Origin of the sequence: Lewinella cohaerens DSM 23179 (assembly GCF_000379805.1) — a bacterium.
GTDB lineage: Bacteria > Bacteroidota > Bacteroidia > Chitinophagales > Saprospiraceae > Lewinella > Lewinella cohaerens.
The window spans coordinates 97149-111956 of sequence record NZ_KB903548.1; the positions used below are offsets into that span (position 1 = coordinate 97149).

The 14808-nt window shown below is 43.4% G+C and carries 14 protein-coding genes; 8 read left to right on the forward strand and 6 right to left on the reverse strand.

The features are described from left to right. The first annotated feature begins 61 nt into the window (after positions 1 to 61). Positions 62 to 1696 (forward strand): S41 family peptidase, encoded by a 1635-nt coding sequence (locus tag A3EU_RS0116070; protein WP_020537213.1) that lies wholly within the window; start codon positions 62 to 64, stop codon positions 1694 to 1696. A gap of 76 nt (positions 1697 to 1772) precedes the next feature. Here the strand turns inward: A3EU_RS0116070 and A3EU_RS0116075 are convergent, their stop codons facing one another. Continuing rightward, complete coding sequence (locus tag A3EU_RS0116075; RefSeq protein ID WP_020537214.1) at positions 1773 to 3134, reverse strand: DUF5723 family protein; 1362 nt, start codon at positions 3132 to 3134, stop codon at positions 1773 to 1775. Between the two features lie 24 nt (positions 3135 to 3158). After that, complete coding sequence (locus A3EU_RS0116080; protein WP_156825789.1) at positions 3159 to 4706, reverse strand: hypothetical protein; 1548 nt, start codon at positions 4704 to 4706, stop codon at positions 3159 to 3161. Between the two features lie 296 nt (positions 4707 to 5002). On the opposite strand from A3EU_RS0116080, the gene A3EU_RS0116085 reads away from it, so the two are divergent. The 7 genes from A3EU_RS0116085 to A3EU_RS0116120 all read left to right on the forward strand — a co-directional run bounded on the left by A3EU_RS0116085 (position 5003) and on the right by A3EU_RS0116120 (position 11168). Next, positions 5003 to 6193 carry a Pycsar system effector family protein gene (locus A3EU_RS0116085; RefSeq protein WP_020537216.1) on the forward strand — a complete coding sequence of 397 codons (1191 nt, stop codon included), beginning with the start codon at positions 5003 to 5005 and terminating at the stop codon, positions 6191 to 6193. A 61-nt stretch (positions 6194 to 6254) separates the two neighbouring features. Continuing rightward, entirely contained in the window at positions 6255 to 7325 is a 1071-nt protein-coding gene (locus A3EU_RS0116090; RefSeq protein WP_020537217.1) for a phosphotransferase family protein, read from the forward strand. Between the two features lie 184 nt (positions 7326 to 7509). Further along, positions 7510 to 8946, forward strand: a complete 1437-nt coding sequence (locus A3EU_RS32945; RefSeq protein WP_020537218.1) for a glucosaminidase domain-containing protein — start codon at positions 7510 to 7512, stop codon at positions 8944 to 8946. Positions 8947 to 9002: 56 nt separating this feature from the next. Continuing rightward, the gene (locus tag A3EU_RS32950) at positions 9003 to 9761 is read left to right on the forward strand and encodes a hypothetical protein (protein WP_156825790.1); all 759 of its coding nucleotides are present in this window, start codon (positions 9003 to 9005) and stop codon (positions 9759 to 9761) included. 39 nt (positions 9762 to 9800) lie between these two features. Beyond that, positions 9801 to 10553, forward strand: a complete 753-nt coding sequence (gene lptB / locus A3EU_RS0116110) for an LPS export ABC transporter ATP-binding protein (protein ID WP_026211427.1) — start codon at positions 9801 to 9803, stop codon at positions 10551 to 10553. Beyond that, entirely contained in the window at positions 10550 to 10822 is a 273-nt protein-coding gene (locus tag A3EU_RS0116115; protein WP_020537221.1) for a hypothetical protein, read from the forward strand. The genes lptB and A3EU_RS0116115 overlap by 4 nt, the downstream gene beginning before the upstream one ends. A 7-nt stretch (positions 10823 to 10829) precedes the next feature. Then, positions 10830 to 11168, forward strand: coding sequence for a hypothetical protein (locus tag A3EU_RS0116120; protein WP_020537222.1), 339 nt, complete (start codon positions 10830 to 10832; stop codon positions 11166 to 11168). Here A3EU_RS0116120 and crcB read toward each other — a convergent pair. From crcB to A3EU_RS30755, 4 genes are read right to left on the reverse strand one after another with little or no spacing between them, the layout of a single operon-like run. Continuing rightward, positions 11158 to 11514: a fluoride efflux transporter CrcB gene (gene crcB / locus A3EU_RS0116125; protein WP_020537223.1), complete on the reverse strand. Its 357-nt coding sequence runs from the start codon at positions 11512 to 11514 to the stop codon at positions 11158 to 11160. The genes A3EU_RS0116120 and crcB overlap by 11 nt on opposite strands. A 12-nt stretch (positions 11515 to 11526) precedes the next feature. Then, a complete protein-coding gene (locus A3EU_RS0116130; RefSeq protein ID WP_020537224.1) occupies positions 11527 to 12585 on the reverse strand; it encodes a glycosyltransferase family 4 protein in 1059 nt (352 codons plus the stop codon). Between the two features lie 30 nt (positions 12586 to 12615). Then, on the reverse strand, positions 12616 to 13524 hold the full coding sequence (locus A3EU_RS0116135) for a pseudouridine-5'-phosphate glycosidase (RefSeq protein WP_020537225.1): 909 nt from the start codon (positions 13522 to 13524) through the stop codon (positions 12616 to 12618). Positions 13525 to 13548: 24 nt separating this feature from the next. Next, positions 13549 to 14472: a carbohydrate kinase family protein gene (locus A3EU_RS30755; RefSeq protein ID WP_020537226.1), complete on the reverse strand. Its 924-nt coding sequence runs from the start codon at positions 14470 to 14472 to the stop codon at positions 13549 to 13551. Positions 14473 to 14808 lie beyond the last annotated feature (336 nt).

Below are 14808 nucleotides of genomic sequence, written 5' to 3' on the forward strand. Positions count from 1 at the left end.
CGTCAGTTGACAACATTCCTCTATATTAAGCGTATAATTTGGGTGATAAAAACGAATAACAATGAGTAAGCGTATTCTGATTGTCGGAAGCTTGGTAGCTACTTTTCTACTGGGTACCGCTTTTACGATTAGCAATGAGAAGGATAAGTATTTCGAAATCATCAAGAACATCGAAATATTCACGAACCTCTATAAAGAAGTAAATACCAACTACGTCGACGAGATTGACCCTGGTCAATTGATGCGTACGGGGCTGGAAGCAATGGTGGGTTCGTTAGACCCCTTTACCAACTACATCAGCGAATCGGACATTGAAGGTTACCGAGTGATTAACGAGGGTAAATATCACGGTATTGGCACCAAGAGTAAGAAGATTGGAGAATACATTACCATTACCGAATTGTTCAAAGATCAACCCGCCGACATGGCTGGATTGAAAGCTGGCGATCGGTTTATTTCTGTAGATGGGAAAAGCGCTCTTGGTCGCTCCATGGAAGAGATGGAAGAGATCATGCGAGGATTTCCTGGAACTACAATGCGTTTGGTTATCAATCGACCGGGTGTACCGGAAAACATCAACATTGAGCTTACACGTGGTGATGTTGACGTTCCCAACGTTCCTTATTTCGGAATGCTCAACGAGGGTGTTGGTTATATCAATCTCTCAATTTTCACGCGCAATGCTGGCCGTAATATCATTGAAGCTTTTCAAAGCCTCAAGCAGGAGAACCCTGGTCTAAAAGGGCTCGTTCTCGATCTACGTGGCAACGGTGGTGGACTGCTTAACGAGGCGGTAAACATTAGTAATATTTTCATTCCTCGCGATGAAGTTGTCGTTACAACCAGAGGTAAGGTCAAAGACTGGGACCGAGCATACAAAACAGTCAACCAGCCGATTGATACCGAAATTCCTTTGGCAATACTTGTAGACAAAGGTTCTGCCTCTGCTTCTGAAATTGTTAGTGGTGTGATGCAGGATTATGATCGAGGAATCCTCATTGGTCAACGTACATACGGTAAAGGATTGGTACAAAACACCATGGAAGTCGGTTATAACGCCCGGGTTAAAGTCACTACTGCCAAATACTATATCCCCAGCGAGCGCTGTATCCAAAGTGTAGAATACAAAAACGGCGAACCTGTGGCTATTGCCGATGAAAAGCGTGCCCGGTTTAAAACAAGAAGCGGCAGAACCGTCCTTGATGGTGGTGGTGTGAAGCCTGATATCCTTTTGGAGGCTGCTACTGATGATGGCATCATCAAATCCTTGCTGGAGGATGATGTTATTTTCAACTACGTCACGGAATGGGCCCAAGATCATCCCACGATCGACTCTACGGACACCTTCCGGTTCACAGATTTTGCCGGTTTTGAAACCTACCTGCAACGGACCAACTTTTCGTACCAAAGTGATGCCGAAAAAGTACTGAAAACACTGGCTGAAAAAGCAACCGCTGAAGAAGTAAACCTGACGAGTGAGATCACCGCCCTACAGTTGAAGTTCGATAATGCACAAGCATCAGAACTCAATAAGCACCGCGATTTGATTATCCGCTTGATTGAAAAGGAAATTGCTGGCCGGTATTACTACCAAAAAGGTAAAGTACAGATCGGTTTACGCAATGACCCAGAGGTTAACGAAGCGATTCGGATTTTGAACAATAAAGCGGAGTACGACCGTATTCTGGGGAATTAAACATCTCCTCATTGAATAAAAAACGGTGCTGCTTTCGTGAAAGCAGCACCGTTTTTTATTTCAAGAAAAGCCTTTTCTAAAACATCCTATTCCCATTACTCCTGTCAACATCCTCCTTTTCCTGACCGAAAGCCAAATTCAATCCTACTCGAAAATTAGCCAGGTGAGCATCTTTTGGCCGAAAGGCAGAAATGATATTATCGGTTGCTGCCATTAAATGAACGGGGCCAAGACTTAAGGTCGCATTTACACCCAGGTTATCCAGTCGCTCATTGCGCAAACCGTAGAAGCCTCCTACCCGAAGTACGGGTGAAAAATTAATGCTTCCGGAAACAGCAACTGCGGTAGTGTTCACATCCTTGTAGTTATCGGTATAGGCGATCAAGCCTACAAGAATATCTTCCGAAACTTCATACTGACCACTAAAGTAGTATTTCGCACCAATGGTCGTCGTGTAACCATTGTTGGTTTCTGTGGGCTCATAGGTGTTATACAGGGAATCAATAACATCTCCAAAAGACTCTCCATCATCCAATAGCTGCTGGGCTACATCCAGGCCTTCAAATTCGTAGAGGCCATCTAGTGAATAGTTGGCTACTTCTTCCTCCCAGCTGATTTCTGCACCTAAATCCAGGGCGCTAGCTGACAGTTGGAGTTTACCCAATTTCACCGCAATCCCCAGGTCAAAAGCCAATCCACTATTGCCACTAAACAATGATTCTGTAGAGAAATTGCCAAAATTAAAATCTACCCCTACATCTCGTAAGCCATCATAAGAGAGGGTGCCCGCTGTGTTCAGTAAAAGGTCAGCGTCCATCGTCAATTGATACACATCATCACTGGTCGTAAGCTGTAAGTCATTGCGTTCTGTATTCAAGTTTGCACCTCCGCTAAGCAATTTTACTTTACCACCAATCTGCACATTGTCACCAATTTTGTAAGAAGCGCCAAGTGCAAATTCATGATAGGCGGTAAGATCAAATGACGGCCCAAAACTGACGGTTTCACCAACAAACTGCGCATTACCTTCCCAGATAAGCTGTGCCAGCGTTTTAGGGTAATCAATCAGCGCATTGAACCGTAGCCGGTGCCCGACACTAAGCCCTAAACGCCCGATGTGAAAACCGATTCCGATGGTTTCAATATCAAAATCTTCGCGCAAAACGTTCTGCGCTTCCATCTGGTCAATCGCATTGCTAATATCCAGAACCGTTGTACCGTTTTCCTCCACCACCAAGTCATTAAAGGTGATGTTGGTCAACCACAGATTGTTGTAAAAACCTGGCAAATTGACAACAATACCTGCTGGTTGTAAAGCTGGATTGGCATTCATTTCCTGCCAGCTATTGCTTAATAACAGGCTACTTAAATCACTTTGTCCTCGCAAAGAGGTAATACTCATTACTGCTAATGTCAGCAGTATAAAAATATGTTTCATTAGATACATTTTTAGAGAGATTTCCTAATTTTCCGTTACACCAAAGATGGCGCCTAGCTTCACCTTTACATCCTGGTCACCTAAAATCTGTACCGATTGCTGCCCATCTGTTGTTGTGAAAAAGGTAGCTACTATTTCCAGTTTTGCAGCATTTTTGATAATAGCAAAACGATCCGAAGGAAAATCACTGTAAGTAACCGTTTCCTGCATACCTGTAGGCCGGCCATCTACTCCAACAGGTGCCCCGGCAATTACGCGAGTCGACTCAGTATACAAAGAATCTAAAACAGTACCATTCCCGTCAAGAAAATACCCCTGAATACCTATCGCTACGGGCATCTCATTTTCTGTCACCAGCTTGAATTCGGCATAATCAACCTTATCAAAATCGCCTAGATTTAAATCGAATGTATCGCGCACACCAAAGTTAATTGCAGAACCATAAAGAGGGAGGTCTACATCTACCCTTACTTCGTAAAAAGAACTATCCGTTACAAACCCTCGGATATCTGTATTTCCCTCTGGATTGGTCGCCGCATCTACATCGTAGACGATAGCTACTGGCCCTGCACCTAGCACTTCTCGAATATTAGAATTATCCTTGTTAAAAACAAAATCGGTAGATTTTGTTTGTCCAACTTCATTCAAGGTAGGGAAAGGAAAATCAATCCCTTCTTCGATATAGATACTTTCCAAAGGCAGGGTATCACCATCTACTGTAATGATATCAAACTGCTCAATTACCGATCGGGTAGGAATACCAAAAGAGTTGGCAAAATTGAACGTAATGACAGGATCTTCAAAGTAAACATCCCCTCTAATCCAATTATCGAAGAAATCAATATCAATACGATCCACCCCACTAGAATGTTGAATCTGCCCCATATACCCTTCTGCATAGCTGAATGCCAGCCCCAGGATGAGAATAGAATTATTGGAAGAAGGAGGAATCTCTACACCGTCGGTATCCACCGCAGTGTATTCTACATAGATAGAATCATTTTCTGGCGTAATTATATAATTCTCCAGGTTTATCGGAGACAAAGCATTGTTTAGCGAAGGACAAGTCCCTGTTCCGGTATCAGCTGCAATGGTACGTGTAAAGGACAATGGCTCTCCATCTAGCATTACTGTCGGGAAGGTCATTGTTGCAGTAATTGGTTTATCGTGGCAGTTTTCGAATTGCCAAAACATTTGGCCTTCTTTCAACTCCATCCTATCAATCACCAAACCATCAGGTCCGGAAAAAGGTAAAGCCTGAATATTGTCCTCGATAATGATCCCTCCAACACCAGAAAGTGTCGAATTGATCGCTTCAAAAACATCATCGGCATTTTCTGTCAGTACGCTCCCGCTGTATTGCAAACGCAACAATCCATCAGGCAAAACGGTAAGTACTGAGTTTTCTTCAAAATTTTCCAATAGATCATTCATTGAAAAACTGGTGTTGAGTAGCGGCACAGCATAAGCTGCATCATAATTCGAACGCTCCACACCTTCTAGGTCTGCAAATTGGCTACATCCTAACAATAGAAGTAGCGGCAAGACCATTAACTGGCTCCATTTTCTCATAACTCTCGTAGACGTTTAGGCTTACGGCAACAACTGCCTATGACAACAACATTGCACTGTAAGAAATTTAAATAAAGGAAGGTGCCTTTAATCTCTGTGGGGAAGTGGGTAGACATTGCTAAGAATCAACAGAAGAGATAAAACCTCAACCTTTCGTTGTTCTAACGGTAAAGGTAAAGGAAATGCTGCAAGGCTACTCATTCTGCTTTGGAAAAACGCAGCGCGGAAGACAAAAATTATCTCAGACTTAATAATTACCGCCAACTGCTTATCTTGAGCTTATCTAAAAACAAGCAATGGACGTCTCGCCAACTGTACTCAACCCTTTGATCGCTGCTGCCAAAAAGCATATAACGGCCTTGTGTATACAGTACCAAGATCCTCAAGTACTACTTTATGATGACCAACTGGCCTATTTTTTGGAAGCGTTGGTTTTGCAATTTGGAAATTCAGAACACGCTGACCCCGACACTATCCAGACGGCCCAAATAGCAGCACTCTTTTACCCACTGGGCTATCTACAGAATCGTAAGCACCCCTTCTCTGCGGCACAAGCCAGCAGTCGAGATTTTCTTAAACAACAAGAAAAAGAAAACTTATTCCCCCTTGTTGAATATTGCTTAAAAGCCACTTATCAACAAACTCCTGACAACCTAGCCAGTAAGCTCTTAGCTGACGCACTAATTGGTATCTATTGCAACAGTGATAACCACCACTGGGCAGACTTAAGAGCACTTGAACAAGAACTGCGCAGTGGCCCAGGGCAACAAGTAGAGCAAGCCCAATTAAAATTACAAGAGCTTCTCAATCTTCGCTACCAAACGAGCGCCGGAAAAACATACTGGCAACAAAAAATAGCTCATCAAATTTTAGTTCAGAAAAAACGACTCGAAAAGATAAGGCGCAACCAGGCATCAGTAACCACAGGCGAAACAAAAGCGCCTTTTGGCCAACTTGAAACCAGCTTGCCTATCAGAGGAACACAGACCTATTTTCGCACAGTATACCGCAATCATATTAACCTCAGTGCTATTGCTGATAACAAGGCCAATATTATGATTAGCGTCAACTCGATACTCATCAGTGTGCTGATTACTTTTTTATCTTATCGAAATATAGCGGAAACCCAACCCATGATTTTGCTACCCGTAGTAATTTTCTTGGTTACTGGTTTGGCGTCACTGATCTTTGCGGTCCTTTCTGCTCGCCCGAAAGTTACACAGCTACCTACTAGTGAAGAGGAGGTACCTGTAGGTTTGGCTTTTTTCGGTAATTTTGTTCGTCTTCCTTTAGGGAAATTCACCCAGGCAATGAATAAAACGTTCCAAAGTAGTACTTTGCTTTACAATAGTATGGTAGAGGATTTATACCACCTGGGAAAAGTACTGGACAAAAAATATCGTTACCTGTCTATTTCCTACAACATATTCATGGTAGGGCTCATCATCACCGTGGCCTTGTTTCTATTCACCTTATTCCTGCCTTAGTATTGCGCAGAAAATGAAGCTTTCTTTTTGTGTTATCCTTTAGTCCTCCTTATTAGTAACTATGCAAGATCAAACCATTGATGTACGTTCCGGAGAGAAGATTAATATAGATACGCTTAGTGTTTATCTAAAAAAACATGTCCCCGAGCTTACCAACATCATAGAAGTAAGACAGTTTCCTGGTGGTTTTTCTAATCTAACCTACCTGCTTCGCACCAACCTTGGGGACTGGGTACTACGCAGGCCACCCCTTGGTGCAAAGATCAAATCGGCCCATGATATGGCTCGTGAATACCGGGTTTTAGAAAAAATGAGAACTATTTATGGCCGTATCCCTGCGCTTATTCATCTATGTGAAGACGAAACTCTATTTGGGTATACTTTTTATATCATGGAGAGGGTAGAAGGCGTAATTTTACGAAACAAACCTCCCAAAGGTCTTGATTTATCACCGCCACGAATGCGGGCCATCTCGGAAGCAACCATCGACAATCTCGCCTTATTGCATCAAATCAACATTGAAAGCACCGGGTTAAGTGAGTTGGGTAAACCTGAAGGTTACGTTGCACGCCAGGTAAGTGGATGGACAAAACGCTACCACAATGCACAAACAGACGATATTGCCGTTATGGAAGAGTTGGCCAACTGGATGGTACAAAACCAACCGGCCGATGGCTATCCGGGCTTAATCCACAATGATTATAAGTATGACAACCTGGTACTAGACCAAGCAGAACCTGCGCGTATTTTGGCTGTCTTAGATTGGGAGATGGCTACCGTAGGAGATACCCGTATGGATTTAGGAACCAGCCTTGCCTATTGGAGTGAAGCCCCCGAAGCGAAAGTAATGCAGTTGGCAGCAGGTAATTTAACTTGGCTACCTGGCAACCTCACGCGGATGGAAGTCGTAGAGAGGTACCAACACACCACTGGCCATCAACTTGATGATATTCTCTTTTACTTCGTTTACGGTGCATTCAAAATAGGAGTAATTGTCCAGCAAATTTATTCTCGTTGGAAGCAAGGCCACAGCAAAGATCCTCGTTTTGGCGAACTCATTCATGCTGTACATTATTTCGGTAACCTAGCACGCCTCGCCATTGAAAAAGACCGTATTAGTCGACTTTTGTAGCGCTTATGAGCCAATACCGTTAAAAAAAGACTAAGAATTTGCTTTCGACAAAATAGTTAGAACAGACTTTAGCGTTAATAAGCTGATTTTTATCTCGTAAAAGAAGACCTTTAGAGATAGAAAAACAGCATCCCTATTTTCCTTATCTTATACCGGCTTAATTATCTCCAAAACCTCCTGCGTAATGTTCAATCGATTTCAATCACTAGCTCTTTTACCCTTGCTGCTTTTGTTGGCAACCCCTTCATTTGGGTTAATGGCTCAACAAAGTGAAACCCAGCTTAATTATATTAATCGCTTCAAGGATGTTGCCGTACAGGAAATGGAACGGACAGGTATTCCAGCGAGTATCAAATTAGCACAGGGCCTTTTGGAGTCTAATGCAGGGCAGAGTATTCTTGCACGCCGCGCCAACAACCATTTTGGCATCAAATGTGGTGCTGATTGGCAAGGTGATAACATCTACCGTGAAGACGATGACTATGACGCCAATGGTAAGCTCATTAAAAGCTGTTTCCGTTCTTATAAAAACAGTGATGCCTCCTATATCGCACATTCTGAATTTCTTCGTGACCCTCGCAAGGCTTTTCGTTACGGGTTTCTTTTCCGGTTAGATCCTATGGACTACCGCAACTGGGCTTACGGGCTTAAGCAAGCAGGTTATGCAACCAGTCCTACGTATCCTGAAAGTCTCATTTCACTCATTGAGCGTTATGAACTTTTCCGTTATGACAATACTACCGCTGTAGATATTGACACCCCTTCAGATATCGTTGCTAGTGGTATTCTTGATAACAATGATGTCCGTTATGTTGTCGTCTCAGAAGGCGAGAGCCTGGAGGATATTGCAAAAAGAGTAGATGTAAGTGTCCGTAACTTGATTAGCTATAATGAGAAAATCGGCAATAGCCAACAAGACGTTGCAGAAGGAGAGCGTATTTATTTACAACCAAAGAGAAACGGCTACCGCGGCAAGGATAAATATCACACCGTCGGCATAGGAGAGACCATGTTTACTATTTCACAGGAGTATGCTGTAAAAATGAGTAAACTGTATAAGCGTAACCGCCTATCTTCCGGGGAAGAACCTGCTGTAAATGAAAAAATAAAACTTCGAGGATGCAAAGTAAAAGATGCTCCAAAACTCCGTTCTGAGCAGGAAGAAACGTTAGATTTAAGCCCAGCTGCACCCGTTTTGCCAAACGGCGAATTGGACATGGAAGAACCTGAGGAAGAAGAGACTTTACCTGCGCCAACGCGCCCTGTAACGCCTCCTCCTGTAATCGTACAACCAGAAACGCCCACGAGTGGTGGCACTAAGCCTGATGTACCTATTATCATCGTTGATCCAAACCGTCCACCAGCACCCAGTCCTACAACAACACCTACTGCACCAAACACGAGCAATCCACCAGTAATCACTCCAGTACCAAACCCTCCAGCACCAACCACAAACCCTAGCGATAATACAAGTGGTGCTCCGGTTTACCATACGGTTGTTGCTGGAGAAACGCTCTATGGCATTTCACGGCGCTATAACATCACCGTTGATCAATTGAAAAGCTTTAATGGTATTACCACCAATACGATTCAGGCTGGAATGAAGCTTCGTGTTAAGTAAAATTGGAGAACAGTAAGGGATAGCTTATGTTTGTACCCAGACTATCCCTTACTACCATGTATATCAGATTACTATTACTCCTTGGATCTTTTTTATTGAGTTATCAAAGCTGGGGCCAAGGCTCTTTTTATGGCGTCAAAGGAGGTTTGACGATGGCTACCCAACAATGGAATGCTTTTGAACGCGACCCTCTTGTAGGTTATCACGCGATCCTTTCGGTAGAAAGCGCTCCTGCAGAAGGTCAGTTTTCTCTCTTTGCACAAATGGGTTATCACTTGAAAGGGAGTGCTATTCGGCGCTCACTTTTTGGGAATCCCTTCAACGCTAGTTTTGTTGATTTTCCTACACAGCGTTTTGAATTTCATAATCTTAGTTTATCGCTTGGAGCCAAACAGGTTATCACTAAAGTAGGCAATAGCAATGTATACTATCTATTTGGTGTTCGCGGTGATTATACACTGACGACCAACCTGGATGAATACGAACGATTTACTCAAGTCAACCAGATCTCGGTAGGGATCTATCCTTTCAATGTCTATTTTTCAGAAAATCAGATTTTTGGTGTTCGCCGATTCAATTATGGCTTTCTAGCAGGAGGAGGACTCAACTTTCCTTTCTCGGAATATGTTGAGGGGATAGTAGAATTTACGGTCAATCCTGATTTTTCGCTGCAGTACCAGCAACCGAGCATTAACAATGTGAGAAATCCAATTAACGGGCAAACAACCACCCTACAGGAGCGTAAAATCCGCAACCTTACTTTTGAAATAACCGTAGGTGCACGATTCTTGCGTAAAGTGGAATACATTGATTAGTAAGCAAAACTATTAAACTATCGATTTCGACCAGATATGATGATCCTGCGCAGTGAAAATTTAGTAAAAATTTATGGCCGTCGCAAAGTCGTAAAAGAAGTTTCCCTGGAAGTACACCAAGGGGAGATTGTTGGATTGCTCGGCCCTAATGGTGCAGGAAAAACCACTACCTTTTACATGACGGTTGGTTTTATTCAACCCAATCAAGGCAATGTTTTCCTCAATGATGAAAACATCACTGATTTACCCATGTACCAGCGCGCTCGCCGGGGCATTGGTTACCTGCCACAGGAACCTTCCGTCTTTCGGAAGCTCTCTGTAGAAGATAATATCAAGGCCGTGTTGGAGATGACAACTATCAGCAAGGAAGAACAGCGAGATAAGCTGGAATCACTGATCGAGGAATTTAGACTGGAAAAAGTACGTAAATCTTTTGGCGACACGCTCTCTGGCGGAGAACGTCGGCGTACCGAGATCGCCCGAGCACTAGCCACCAACCCCAACTTCATCCTGCTCGACGAACCTTTTGCTGGTATCGACCCTATTGCGGTAGAGGATATTCAATACATTGTGGCTAAGCTTAAGACCAAAAACATTGGCATTTTGATTACCGATCATAATGTACAAGAAACACTGTCTATCACAGATCGGGCCTACCTAATGTTTGAAGGGAGCATCCTAAAAGCAGGTACGGCCGAAGAGTTAGCTGCCGATGAAATCGTCCGAAAAGTATATCTCGGTAAGCATTTTGAACTTCGACGAAAGGTTATTGATGTAAATGATCGCGAATGAACCGAATTATTTCTGCCTTCTTCCTCATAATATTTTTCATCCTTATTACGGCTTGTGATAACCAAACACAAAACGTAAGCTTACGCCTTACACCAACAGAACGCAACAGAATCGACACGCTCTACACGAGCAAATTGGATAGCTTACGCCCTATTTGGGACAGCTTGTGTGAGCAACGTTATCCCGAAATGGTACAATTAGCGGTTGACAGTATCGTCAAACAGCGACTGGCAGAAGAGGAGCGTTTACGCACCAGAACAGCAAATTAATTAAAGTATGTGGCAGTTATTATCAGTTCTATTCTTCCTGGTTCTTTTTGCTGGATGTGAAAGTGCTACGCACGTTGATATTGATGCTGTTATTGCAGAAAAGGTAGAGGAACGCCTCACTGAATTTGAGGCCATCATCAATCGCCGATGCCTGGATAGAGCGCTCGAAGAAGCTGGGCTCCTTGCAGACTCTATCATTATCGAGCAAGCTCGCCGAAAAAAAGACACATTGGATCGGCCTCTTAAGCCACTACGACCTGATCAACCGGAATTATTAGAACTAAAAGACAGTCTGGAACTAGCTCCTCTTTTTGATACCGTTACAAAGAAACGTATCACTCAATAATTTTCATCCCTAACCAGATGGCCAATAAGCCAAAGAAAATACTCCCTAGAAGATAGCTCCCCGCAGTAAAATAATTGGCTTGCCTCAGCATTTGTACCAGTTCATTTGAAAACGTTGAAAACGTTGAAAAACCACCGCAGAAACCCGTCAACAAGAGCAATCTCAACTCTGTACTTAAGCCTTGCTTGCTGACAAAAGCGACCAGCATTCCCAGAATAATACAACTCAATCCGTTTGCTACGAAGGTTCCCCATGGATAAGCTTCCGCCCGATTAAGCCAGGTTGCTAAAGCGAAGCGGCACAAGCTTCCTAGCCCACCTCCAAAAAAAACCCAGAAATACGCCATAACATAAGCTCTTTAATTGGTATTACGTTTATGGTTGGCCTTTTGATGAAAGTAAAAGCTAAAAACACTCATAAGTGCCAACTCAAATAAAATAACCAAGTGCATATTCAGCTTATCGTGGAAAAACAAGACCAAAGCAATAACAAACATGCTCAATCCTACCAGAATAGCTGTTGCTTCTGTGTGGGATTTTCCGGCATCAATTAACAAATGATGAATATGCCGACGATCCGCTTTTAGTGGAGGTTGCCCCCTAATTATTCTAGTCGAAAACACCCTAATGGTATCAAACAGTGGAATCAACAGAATACCTATTGCCACCGCTGGCCCTCCCTTTAAACGGTAAGGGTTACTCGCCGTTAAACCATCATTCAAATCAATAAACTTAATTGCCAAAAATGCCGACATTAATCCCAACATCAAAGCACCTGTATCTCCCATAAAAATTTGAGCAGGAGAGTAATTGTATTTAAGAAAAGCCAATACTGCTCCTACTACAGCGAAAGCTATCGCCGCCAAAGGAGTAAAACCTGCGACAAAAAACCATACCCCAAAAGTGGTAAAAATCAACACCGCCAAACTTCCTGCCAAGCCATTGATGCCGTCAATTAAATTAAATGCATTAGTAATCACCAAAATGGTAAAAACAGAAAGAATAATCACCATAATTTCAGGTAGTGGCCCATGAAGGCCCATTACACCATAGAGACTTTCTAAGCGCGTATCTGACTTTATCACTAAAATAGAAGCAGCCATGATCTGACTAATAATTTTTTTATTAGCCGAAACAGGCGAGATATCATCTTTAGCTCCAATAAGCAAAAGAATTAGCATCGCACAAAGAACGTACTGCAAGTGATCTGATCCACCCAGGGGGGTCCAATAAATCATGGAAAAAATAGCACCGGAAAAAATAGCGATCCCCCCTAAAGAAGGGGTGCTTTCATAATGAGAACTACGCTCAACTGGCACATCATACAATTGCTTGTCACGCGCAATATGAATAATCGACGGTATCGCAAAATAAGTTAGTGCGAATGCAGTAAGGAAGCTGAATACCAATAAAAGCATGCTTCTTTTTTAAGTGAAAAAATCGCCATACTAGCTACGAGCTACTGCTATTTCAGCAGCTAACCGTGCATTATTAAGCACCAGTTCAATGTTGGAAACCAGGCTTTTGCCCGCGGTTAATTCCTTAACTTTACTCAACAAATAGGGCGTAACAGCTTTCCCTTTTATCTTGTCACGCGTAGCTTCTATTAGTGCATGTTCAATGATACCGTTAAGGTAAGTAGCATCCATACTAAATTTTTCCGGCACAGGATTGGCTATAATTGCTCCACCTACTAAGCCTGCACTCCATTTAGTATTCAAAACTTCGGCGATTTCTGCTGGTGTATGCAATGCATAATCTACACTCAATCCGCTTTCACGGGAGTAAAAGGCCGGAAACTCATTGGTTTGATAGCCGATCACGGGTACACCGTAAGTTTCTAGGTATTCTAATGTCAAAGGTAAGTCCAATATAGACTTTGCGCCAGCACAGACGACTGCGACACTCGTTCTTGCCAATTCTTGTAAATCTGCTGAAATATCAAAACTCATTGCTCCACCTCGATGAACACCACCAATACCGCCAGTCGCGAAAAGCTCGATTCCAGCCTGGGCGGCAATGATCATCGTTGCAGCAACCGTCGTTGCGCCCAGTTCCTTTCTTGCCAAAAGAAAGGGAATGTCCCGGCGGCTGGCTTTGGCTACTGCTGTACCTTCTTTTCCAAGGGTTTCTATCTGTTCAAGGCTCAAGCCCGCACACAACTTTCCGTCCAAAATAGCAATCGTTGCCGGCACAGCACCCGCAGCTCTCACTACCTTTTCTACTTTTAGTGCCGTTTCCACGTTTTCCGGGTAAGGCATTCCGTGCGAAATAATTGTCGATTCTAATGCCACTACGGCTTTCCCTTCTGCTAAGGCGGCGGCGACTTCCGGGCTTTTTTTCAAGTATGGACTCATTGGTTTATCAGGTTTGGGAAATACTTAGCAAAATTTACGAATATGCTCTAATAAGATCGCCTGCGACATTTCTTTATTAATTGCACCTTCGGCCCGTACCGCTACGGTTGAAGCGGCCAACCCTGCTCGGCAACAATCTTCCAGTGACCATTTCCGCAAACTGGCCCAGATAAGGCCAGCCTGGAAAGCATCGCCTGCGCCAGTAGTATCGGCCACAGTCACCTTTGCCGCAGGCAGGTGTATCTGCCGCTCGGCATCAGCAGCATAAGCCCCTTGGCTGCCCAGCGTTATAAATACGCGTTGAACCCCCGATGCGATCCATTTATTGGCCAGTTTTTCAACATCCATCAATTGATCTAGCGGGCGACCACCCAAGATTTCTGCCTGTCGACGGTTAACTTTTATGGTATGAAACTTCCCAAGTTGATGCTGTACCCGTGTTGCTAAATGAGCAGAAACAGGGTCAAGGTAAATCGGTACATCTAGTTCTTGTTCCAATAGCCATTCGATAGCTGCTGGCGGTGTATTGGTTTCCAAACAAATTAAGCTAGCCTCCTCCAATGCTGGCAACTGAGACGCTAAGTACGTAGGAGTAATCACCTCTAAAATAGAAAGGTCTGCAATTCCCGCATATAGGTCATTGTTTTCGTCTAAAATAGCGAGGTGCAATGCCCCTTTGCGGCCATTAGCTAAAATACTATAACGTACACCTATGTTTAGTTCCTGGCATTCAGAAAGAAGTGCCTTACCATTGCGGTCGTCACCAAAAGCGGTAATCAACTCGGTAGGTAAACCCAGTCGAACCAGGTTTTCAGCAAGATTTCGGCCCACTCCGCCTGAAGTTTTGGCTACTCGCCCAGGTACAGAATCCATTAAAGCTGGTTTTCGTTGAGGAAAGCCTACCATATCTGTAAGCGCTGCCCCCAACACAAAGATTGGTCTACTCATGTTTTCAGGGATGTTTAATATTCGAGCTAAAATAAGTGATTCCAATTTGTATTACGCTCACTTAGAGCTTGTTGGGAAATTTGCGAACTGATTTTAGCTTCGCTGATCGTCGTTCCTCCTCGGAGTTCAACGATTTACGGTTCTGTCTAAGAAGTCAAAATCGAGCTTAGCGGGCTAAGTGAGATTTTTAGNTCGACGGCAGGTTCGAAAATCCTTGAAAATCAGGAAGCACCAACCTATTTCCGTCGAATACTTTAACTATTTCCTTTTCACCAAATTAAATTTCCCAACAAGCTCTTAGTATTGCGCAGAAAATAAAACGCGATTTAGCTTCCT

Excerpts from the sequence above, each read along its gene's own strand:
- A3EU_RS0116070 (WP_020537213.1), top strand. The coding sequence starts at position 62 with ATGAGTAAGCGTATTCTGATTGTCGGAAGCTTGGTAGCTACTTTTCTA.
- A3EU_RS0116075 (WP_020537214.1), bottom strand. The coding sequence starts at position 3,134 with ATGAAACATATTTTTATACTGCTGACATTAGCAGTAATGAGTATTACC.
- A3EU_RS0116080 (WP_156825789.1), bottom strand. The coding sequence starts at position 4,706 with ATGAGAAAATGGAGCCAGTTAATGGTCTTGCCGCTACTTCTATTGTTA.
- A3EU_RS0116085 (WP_020537216.1), top strand. The coding sequence starts at position 5,003 with ATGGACGTCTCGCCAACTGTACTCAACCCTTTGATCGCTGCTGCCAAA.
- A3EU_RS0116090 (WP_020537217.1), top strand. The coding sequence starts at position 6,255 with ATGCAAGATCAAACCATTGATGTACGTTCCGGAGAGAAGATTAATATA.
- A3EU_RS32945 (WP_020537218.1), top strand. The coding sequence starts at position 7,510 with ATGTTCAATCGATTTCAATCACTAGCTCTTTTACCCTTGCTGCTTTTG.
- A3EU_RS32950 (WP_156825790.1), top strand. The coding sequence starts at position 9,003 with ATGTATATCAGATTACTATTACTCCTTGGATCTTTTTTATTGAGTTAT.
- lptB (WP_026211427.1), top strand. The coding sequence starts at position 9,801 with ATGATCCTGCGCAGTGAAAATTTAGTAAAAATTTATGGCCGTCGCAAA.
- A3EU_RS0116115 (WP_020537221.1), top strand. The coding sequence starts at position 10,550 with ATGAACCGAATTATTTCTGCCTTCTTCCTCATAATATTTTTCATCCTT.
- A3EU_RS0116120 (WP_020537222.1), top strand. The coding sequence starts at position 10,830 with ATGTGGCAGTTATTATCAGTTCTATTCTTCCTGGTTCTTTTTGCTGGA.
- crcB (WP_020537223.1), bottom strand. The coding sequence starts at position 11,514 with ATGGCGTATTTCTGGGTTTTTTTTGGAGGTGGGCTAGGAAGCTTGTGC.
- A3EU_RS0116130 (WP_020537224.1), bottom strand. The coding sequence starts at position 12,585 with ATGCTTTTATTGGTATTCAGCTTCCTTACTGCATTCGCACTAACTTAT.
- A3EU_RS0116135 (WP_020537225.1), bottom strand. The coding sequence starts at position 13,524 with ATGAGTCCATACTTGAAAAAAAGCCCGGAAGTCGCCGCCGCCTTAGCA.
- A3EU_RS30755 (WP_020537226.1), bottom strand. The coding sequence starts at position 14,472 with ATGAGTAGACCAATCTTTGTGTTGGGGGCAGCGCTTACAGATATGGTA.